At 60.6% G+C, this 8173-nt stretch carries 6 protein-coding genes; 2 read left to right on the forward strand and 4 right to left on the reverse strand.

The features are described from left to right. Positions 1-135: 135 nt before the first annotated feature. From ACHAC9_RS24110 to ACHAC9_RS24120, 3 genes are all read right to left on the reverse strand, one after another. On the reverse strand, positions 136-957 hold the full coding sequence (locus ACHAC9_RS24110; RefSeq protein WP_435764294.1) for a response regulator: 822 nt from the start codon (positions 955-957) through the stop codon (positions 136-138). Next, positions 951-3266 carry a PAS domain-containing hybrid sensor histidine kinase/response regulator gene (locus tag ACHAC9_RS24115; RefSeq protein WP_435764296.1) on the reverse strand — a complete coding sequence of 772 codons (2316 nt, stop codon included), beginning with the start codon at positions 3264-3266 and terminating at the stop codon, positions 951-953. The genes ACHAC9_RS24110 and ACHAC9_RS24115 overlap by 7 nt, the downstream gene beginning before the upstream one ends. 63 nt (positions 3267-3329) lie before the next feature. Further along, positions 3330-4079 (reverse strand): Crp/Fnr family transcriptional regulator, encoded by a 750-nt coding sequence (locus ACHAC9_RS24120; RefSeq protein WP_435764298.1) that lies wholly within the window; start codon positions 4077-4079, stop codon positions 3330-3332. A 300-nt stretch (positions 4080-4379) separates the two neighbouring features. Between ACHAC9_RS24120 and ACHAC9_RS24125 the strand changes: the two genes are divergently transcribed. Next, entirely contained in the window at positions 4380-5528 is a 1149-nt protein-coding gene (locus ACHAC9_RS24125; RefSeq protein ID WP_435764300.1) for an OmpA family protein, read from the forward strand. Positions 5529-5730: 202 nt separating this feature from the next. Then, positions 5731-6159 carry a DUF2061 domain-containing protein gene (locus ACHAC9_RS24130; protein WP_435764302.1) on the forward strand — a complete coding sequence of 143 codons (429 nt, stop codon included), beginning with the start codon at positions 5731-5733 and terminating at the stop codon, positions 6157-6159. Here the strand turns inward: ACHAC9_RS24130 and ACHAC9_RS24135 are convergent. Continuing rightward, positions 6146-8011: a serine hydrolase domain-containing protein gene (locus ACHAC9_RS24135; RefSeq protein ID WP_435764304.1), complete on the reverse strand. Its 1866-nt coding sequence runs from the start codon at positions 8009-8011 to the stop codon at positions 6146-6148. The genes ACHAC9_RS24130 and ACHAC9_RS24135 overlap by 14 nt on opposite strands. Between the last annotated feature and the right edge of the window lie 162 nt (positions 8012-8173).

The following is an 8173-nucleotide window of genomic DNA, read 5'->3' on the forward strand; positions in this document are numbered from 1 at the left end:
ACTACACCGCAGAGTCTGCGATTTCCTTCTGTCAACACAACTACTTGATTTCGTTGTCGTTTTCAGCAGGAGGCGAATCATATCAAAGACGTTTGGCGTCCGCAAGTACCCGCGCTGAATTCTTTCGGCAGGCGCCTAGGCCCGCTTCATACGGTAGGTAACGTCGAGTCCGATGCCGCGGTAGCCGGCGAATGCACTGGCACTGTCGAAGATCGGTTCGCAGTTCACTTGCATGTACTGAACGGTGCCGTTGGTGAGCGTGCGGCTGTAGATAAAATCGAGAAAAGGCTCGCGATTGGCGATCTTCTCGGCCAGCTCCATGCGCTGCTGTACATTCCAGCCCGCTGCCTCCAGCTCTTCCACCGTGGCGTTCTGACCGATGCCGAGCATTTCTTCGACCGGCCCCGAGAACTGGGTCAGCTTGCCGCTGGCATCTTGCTCCCAGTACCAATCGGACGACAGTTCGGTGAAGCGCTGGAAACGGGCCTCGCTCTGGCGTAACTCGGCCGTGCGTTCGAGAACCTTTTGCTCGAGCACCAGGTTCTGGTCGCCCAGCTTGCGGTACAACAGGCGCACCTCCAGCATGTTGCGAATACGGGTCTGCACCTCGACAAAGTCGAAGGGCTTGCTGACGAAATCCTTGGCGCCGGCCTGGAGGGCACGCAGCTTGTGTGCCGGCTGGGCGGTCAACACCAGCACGGGGAGGTAACTCGCAACCTCGATCTCCTTCAACGCTTCCATGACTTCGAAACCATCCATCTCCGGCATCTGCAGATCGAGCAGGATCAGGTCGAACTGCGTGTCCGCATGCAGGCGGGCGACTTTGCGCGGCTCCTGGGTGGTCGTGATGTTGGTATAGCCCTCGTTGCGGAGCATGAGCTCGAGCAGCATGACATTGGCTTCCTGGTCGTCGACGATCAGGATGCTGGCATTGAGTATTTCGGAGACTTCTAGCATGACAATTCCTTGGATTCCTGGTGGTCTTGACTAGCCGGTCGTGGTGCTTGACCGGATCGGATTTCAGCTGCGTGATGCAATGCCACGTCGAGCGCATCCATGAACTCGCGCACGCGGATGGGCTTGGTGAGATAGCGGAAAAAACCCGCCTCGAGCCCTTTTTCGATGTCGCGCGGGACCGCATTGGCGGACAGCGCCAACACGGGGATATGGGCTGTCGCCGGGTCGTCGCGCAACACTTTGAGTGCGCCATAACCGCTCATTCCAGGCAGATTGATGTCCATGAGGATCACATCCGGCAGGTAAGCGCGCGCCAGTTCGATGCCGAGGTAAGCATCGATGGCCGTCACCAGCTTCAAGTCGCCACGACGTGCGATCAACTGCTCTACCAAAGCGAGGTTGGCGGGATTGTCTTCAACGTACAACAGGGTCGGCTGTTCGCCGCTTTCAGGCGCTTGCAGCAGACGACGTTCGAGCGCAACTTCCTCGATATTGTCCAGGGCCGGGGCCTGCGCGGACGCAAATTCGACCCAGAACACCGTGCCCACGCCCACGGCGCTATCGACGCCGATCGTTCCGCCCATCAGCTCCACGAGCTGCTTGGTGACAACCAGGCCGATGCCGGTACCCTCTTCCCCGCTGTCTTCCTGGCCAAGGCGATTGAAGGGCTGGAACAGTTGCGCCAAATGGTCGGCCGACAGTCCTGTGCCCGTGTCCTTGACGCAGATGCGTACGCGCTCCGTGCCGCTGGCAACGCACTGGACGATCACGCTGCCTCCGCTGGCGTTGTATTTGATCGCGTTCGACAGCAGGTTGATCATCACTTGCTTGACCCGCGTGCGATCGGCGTGGATATAGAACACCTTGTCGAAACTCGGGAAGGTCATGGAGATGCCACGCTTGGTGGCCTGGGGCTCGATCATCCCTTTGCAATCCTGCAGCACGTCGGTCATCGACATCGGCTCCTGGGACATCGTCACCTTGCCCGACTCGATCATCGCCAGGTCGAGGATCTCGTTGATCAGGCGCAGCAAGTACCAGCCACCCTTCAGGATCTGGTCGATCGAACGCTGCTGGCGCGGCGGCGGCGGCGGCACTTCCGACGCCATCAGTTGGGCAAAGCCCAGCACGGCATTGAGCGGGGTACGCAGCTCGTGGCTCATGCTCGACAAGAATTCCGACTTGGCACGGTTGGCCTTCTCGGCCGCCTCCCTTGCTGTTTGCAGCTCGACGTTGGTCTCCTGGAGCGCGTGTTCAAAATGCTTGCGCTCGGTAACGTCGCGGGCCGCGGCAAAAACACCCTGCAGTTTGCGGTCACGGTCGTGGAAGGTGGTGGCATTGAACGACACCACCGTCTCCTTGCCGTCGCGCGCAAGCGCCGTCAGTTCGTAGTTCGTTACCTTACTTTCCCGTAGCACGCGGGTGATCGCTTCCCCGGCACGCTGGGGCTCAGTGAAACAACTCATGAAGGGCGCGCCGATCAGCTCATCCCGGGTGCGGCCGGTCAGCATCTCCATTTGATGGTTGACGTCGCTAATCGTGCCACATGGATCGGTCGTGATCAACGGGTCGATATTCGATTCGATCAGCGAGCGCGTATAGAACTGCTGGTCGCGCAGGCGTTGATCGAGCAAGGCCTGCTCGGCTTCCACCTGCTTGCGTGCCGTGTTATCGGTGCCGATCAGCAGGAAGCCGATCAGCCTGCCGTCCGGGCCGTGCAAGGCCGTCACCGAGACCAGCGCGGGAAGGCGCGTACCGTCCGCGCGGATATAGGTCAAGTCGTAGATATCTTCGATACCGCGCATGGCCTTGTACACCAGGGCTTCGAAACCGGGCCGGATCGCCGTGGTGAACTCATCGCTGAGTGCTCCAGCACGCACGATCAGCTCTTGCGCATCTGAAATGTCGGCGGGTGTGAGCTTGTCGACCACGTCGGCCGCCTGATAGCCGAGCATGCGTTCGGCGCCGACATTGAAAATCTGGATCACGCCCTGCGCATCGGTGGCGATACTTGAAAAATTCACACTGTTAAAAATGGCGTCCTGCAAGGCGCCGGCTTTCAGCAAACGCGCTGCCGGCGTCGCCGACTGGCGAGCAGCTTGCAGGCGTGCCTGGCGCTTCGCGAGGAGCAGCAGGCCGCCCAGAAAACACAGCAACAAGCCGATGCTGACAAGGACGTGCACGGCAGCGCGATTGCCGCTGTCTTCATGCACGAGTGCGATCACACCCACCCACAGCAATACCAGCAGGGTCGCGGCGAAGCCGATCGCTGTCAGCCTCTCGACCGATGAATTTCTAATGACAGACATGATGAGTCCGGTAACGGAAAGATGAGCGCCGCCCTGGCGCGAAAGGTGACGGCAAACTGCGCGTCAGGCAGTCCGGATTGCACGCGGCGCAGGCTGGCGCTGTCGCACGTCCGACAACAGCCGGCCAAATTCCTTCTTGACGACGCCGTAGCATTCGCACACGTGCTGCTCCAGGCCGGCGCGATCGAGCACCGTGATGTGGCCGCGCCGGTAGCTGATATGGCCACGCGCCTGCAGCCGCCCGGCCGCTTCGGTCACGCCTTCACGGCGCACGCCCAGCATGTTCGAGATCAGTTCCTGCGTCATGGTCAGTTCGTTCGACTGCAGGCGGTCGAGTGTCAGCAACAGCCAGCGGCACAGTTGCTGCTCCACCGTATGGTGGCGGTTGCATACCGAGGTCTGCGACATATGGGTAAGCAGTGCTTGCGTATAGCGCAGCAACAGGCGCATGACCGGGCCGGCGCGGTTGAATTCTTCCATCAGGATTCGCACAGGCAAGCGGTAACCGTAGCCGCCGGTCTGGATCACGGCCCGGCTGAGGGTGCTGCCGCCGCCCATGAAGAGCGCTACCCCCAGCATGCCCTCGTTGCCTACTCCGGCAATCTCGGATGAGCTGCCGTTTTCCAGCAGGTAATGGAGCGAGATGATCGCCGTCGTCGGGAAGACAACATGGTCCAGCGTGCCGCCGGATTCGCACAGCACGTCGCCGAGCCGCAGTGGTACCGGCAGGAGGTGCGGGGAGAGGCGGTCGAACTCGGCGTCAAGCAGGGCGGCGAGCAGGTGGTTTTGGTTTGGATCTTGCGTATGGGGCATACCGGGATTTTCGTGCTGAACTAAAGCAGATGGTCCGGAAGAGTAACACGGACAGGCGAATCAGCCTTTCCTATCTTGCGCGGTGGAAAATATTTATTGCTATACGCTAAATATCTGTTGCTGTGCGTGGTAACGAACAGAGAATATAATTCTTATGGGCAATAATTCTTTCCGGAAGTGCACTGAGTCCCTATAATCGACGACAGCACGCTGCACAACCGCGTCCTGTCGGTCGTTGCAGTCATCCTGAGCAACACCAGATCACCAATTAATCCGACTCACCTAAAGAAAAACAGAACCATGAAATCTTCAATCAAATTCGCCACCCTGATCGCCCTCGCCTGCGCCACCATGATGTCCGCCCAGGCGGCAAGCCTTGATACGGCACCGACTGGCGGCAATTTCGTCAATCCGGACTGGGCCAACAGTGCCTGGTACATGGGCGCCGGCGTCGGTCAGTCGCGCGCCGACATCGATGAGGCACGCCTGCGCCGCAACCTGAGCGCTAATGGCGCCAGCGTCACCAGCTTCAGTGCCGACGAACGCGACCTTGGCTTCAAGCTGTTCGCCGGTAAGCAGCTGAACAAGTATTTCGCGGTCGAAGGCGGGTATTTTGACCTGGGCACCTTCGACTTCGCGGCCACGACTTCCGGCAATGGCGCACTCAGTGGAGAAACCAGATTGCGCGGCGTGAATCTCGACCTGGTCGGCCAACTGCCCTTGACCCACCGCTTCTCGCTGCTGGGCCGCGCCGGTGTGCAATATGCGAGGGCAAACACCCACTTCAGCGGCAATCGACTCAACGCCGTGACCAGTCCGAATCCGCCGAGCGGAGGCCGCCGCGGCGCCAAGCTCGGCCTTGGACTGGAGTACAAACTGAGCGAAGCATTGGCGCTGCGCGCGGAAGTGGAGCGCTATCGGGTGAACAACCTTGTCGCTCAGCGTGGCGACGTCGACCTGGCCTCCCTGAGCCTGGTGTACAAGTTCGGCCGTCCAGCGGCCACGGCGGCCATCGCGCCGGTCGCGGCGCCGCAGGAAGAGCTGCGTGTCGTTCCAGTGGCACCTGCTCCGCAGCCGCAGCCGGTGTCGGAAAAGGTGTCATTCGCAGCCGAAGCCCTGTTCGACTTCGACAAGGCGATTGTCAAGCCGGAAGGCAAAGTGGCACTCGATGATTTGATGGCCAAGCTGCAGGGCATGAACACCGAAGTGATGATTGCCATCGGACACACCGACTCGGTCGGCTCGAACGCGTATAACGAAAAGCTCTCGTTGCGTCGTGCCGATGCGGTCAAGGCCTACCTGGTGTCGAAAGGGCTGGACCAGGCGCGTTTGTACACCGAGGGCAAGGGTGAAGCACAGCCAATCGCGGACAACGCGACTGCCGAGGGGCGCGCGAAGAACCGCCGCGTGACCATCGAAGTGGTTGGCACCCGTAGCGTCACCCGCTAACTCAGCGTTTATCCTGAAAAGACCGCCCGGCGCAAGCCGAGGCGGTCTTTTTTATGCCGGTCGGGATAGCGTGGTGGTTCCCTGGACGTTGCATTGGCCTACGAAATAGCTTGCATCTATCGATAACTTTAAATCAATTTGCTTTATATTTTGAATGAGAATCACTATCATTTGCTCCTGAGTGTGAAAGACAGGAGCAGTGATGATTACCGCAGCAAAAAGAACCAGCCAGGTCGCTCTCCATATGGGCATCGCTTATGCACTTGCCTACGCAGTGACCGGATCGGCCGTCTTCAGTGGCCTGGCGGTGCTGGTCGAGCCGGTGATCAATGTTTTGCTGCTACCCTTGCATGAAGGGGCGTGGGCACACTGGCGCGGCAAAGCGGGTGATGCGCGCTCGCGTTACATGACGCTGGCGGCGGAAAAGCTCAGCCAGACCGGACTGCATGCAGGCGTCGCGTTCGGTGTCATGTACGTCGCAACCGGATCGGCAGCACTGGGCGGCATCGCGGCGCTGCTCGAACCAGTGTGCAATGTGCTGGTGCTGCCGCTGCACGATCGTCTGTGGGACAGCCTCGAGCGCGCCGTGCAGGCAAAGCTCCCGTTGTTATCGCGCCCTATCGCCACATGATGAACGGAAGCATTCCCCATGCGGCCAGCACGATCGTCCACTGCGCCACTGCAAGCAAGGCGGCGCAATCGAACGCCGGTTGCCGGATTGTCCCGCGCCGCATCAGGAGCCATACCAAGCCATAGGCGATGCCAAGCGGCAGTGCACAGGAAGCCAGTGCAAGCAGTCCGCTTGCCATGCTGAGGTCACCCATGGCCAGGAAAGGCTGACTGAAGAAGAATGGCAGCGGCGCGAACAGCATGAGGACCGACACCAAGGGCACGGCCAGAGTACTGCTGCTCCTCAACCTGCCGCGGGCCAGCAGCCACCCTCCCCTGAACAGGACATAGAGCAGACCAATTGCGCCAAGCGCGGCGCTGGTCCACAACCACAGCATCTTTGCCAGCGACACGTTGCGATACGTGCGCAGGCCGTCGCTGAGCATGCGTTCACCGTTCGAGACGAACAGCACATGCGAGGGCGCGATCCGGCCCCCGGCCTGAAACAGCATGCCGCCGGCCGGGAGCAGACTCGCGTGTTTGCCCTGCAGCGGCGCGAGCTGCAGCAGCGCGCCATCCCAGCGGACATCGACGGCATTCAAGACAATATCTACCCAGGCCAGGCTAGCGACTGCATTCCAGGCCGGTACGTAGATGCCAGTCCAGTCCGCCATCCCTGCCGGTGCCGACGCCTCAACGCGGCGTACCAGTGGCGGGGCCAGTCTCAGGGCGCCGATCAGGGGCTTGTTGAGCTTGTCGTAATCGGCTTCCTCGACATCCGCATTCACCGCGACGAAAAATGCTTTGCGCTCATGTGGATACAGGCAAAACATCGCGCGAAAGCCGACGCTGGTGCCGGGGTGGCAGTCGCCGATCACTTGATGGCGGTCGCGCGTCGCGAGCGCGAGGCCGTGGCCGACAGGCAAGCCGGCACGCGCAGCGTCGGTACCATGTGCGCCGCTCAGCAGACCCAGAATTGCGGGCGCGATGAAGGGGCGGCCCTCCACTGTGCCGTCGCTCATCAGGAATTGCGCCAGACGCCCCATGTCGGCGGCAGTCGTCGTGAACTGGACGGGTGGCCGCGCATAGATCGGCACGGCCGGGTGGGCGACGTCGTTCTCGAAATGCCCCATCGCCAAGCGGGGGTCGGCGTCGGGGCCGGCCTGGACGGTAAAAGCAAAGGTGCTGTCACCCATGCCGAGCGGGCGCAACAATTCGGCATCGAGGTGGCTTTCATACCGGTTCTGCGTCACGGCTTCGATGACCATGCCCAGCAGGTGGTAGCTCATATTCGAATAGGCGTACCGCGCTCCCGGCCGGGAGCTGATGTTTAATGGGGATTCGCCCAGCGCTGCAGACAGGGGCGTGTCGGCACCTGCGCGCAGGGTGAACATTTGGAAAAAGCGGAAGTTTTCCACGCCCGCTGTATGCTCGAGCAGATGGCGCACGCGAATTGGATCTGTCGCCGCCCACGGATTATTCAACTGCACCGTCGGCAGCAAGGTCGCCAGGTCGGTATCGAGCGTCAACTTGCCGGTCGTGACCAGGCGCAGTACGCCGATTGCCAGGACAGTTTTTGCGACTGAGCCAACGTGAACGCGGGTCGTGGGCGTCATCGCTTGACCGGTCACTGCATGTTGTACGCCCGCGGCGCCAGTCACGATGCCGGCATCGGGCGTCACCAGGGTCCATACCGCACCGTTCAATTTTTCGGATTGGAGATGACGGGTCATCTCGGCTTGCAGAGGGGTGGGAAGGTTGTTCTGGCCGGCAGCAATGGCGGCTCTGGCGTTATCTGTCCGGGTAAAGCCAAGTAACAGCAGCGGGACCAATACGGCCGTCACGAACATGCGGCTTGCTGGGCGTTCGAACATCCGGTTTCCTTATCTCGTCTTTGAGAGGAAATCCTAAAGTGGTAGAGGATAAAGACAGGGAGGTTTGCGATGGAATGCAAAATAGCGCAGCTGAACTGCAGTCGAGAAATGAAGAAATTAAACGCCCAGAGCAAAAAACCCCACCAGGATCACCTGGTGGGG

This window comes from Massilia sp. CMS3.1, from assembly GCF_051262535.1.
GTDB lineage: Bacteria > Pseudomonadota > Gammaproteobacteria > Burkholderiales > Burkholderiaceae_D > Telluria.

Excerpts from the sequence above, each read along its gene's own strand:
- ACHAC9_RS24110 (WP_435764294.1), bottom strand. The coding sequence starts at position 957 with ATGCTAGAAGTCTCCGAAATACTCAATGCCAGCATCCTGATCGTCGAC.
- ACHAC9_RS24115 (WP_435764296.1), bottom strand. The coding sequence starts at position 3,266 with ATGTCTGTCATTAGAAATTCATCGGTCGAGAGGCTGACAGCGATCGGC.
- ACHAC9_RS24120 (WP_435764298.1), bottom strand. The coding sequence starts at position 4,079 with ATGCCCCATACGCAAGATCCAAACCAAAACCACCTGCTCGCCGCCCTG.
- ACHAC9_RS24125 (WP_435764300.1), top strand. The coding sequence starts at position 4,380 with ATGAAATCTTCAATCAAATTCGCCACCCTGATCGCCCTCGCCTGCGCC.
- ACHAC9_RS24130 (WP_435764302.1), top strand. The coding sequence starts at position 5,731 with ATGATTACCGCAGCAAAAAGAACCAGCCAGGTCGCTCTCCATATGGGC.
- ACHAC9_RS24135 (WP_435764304.1), bottom strand. The coding sequence starts at position 8,011 with ATGTTCGAACGCCCAGCAAGCCGCATGTTCGTGACGGCCGTATTGGTC.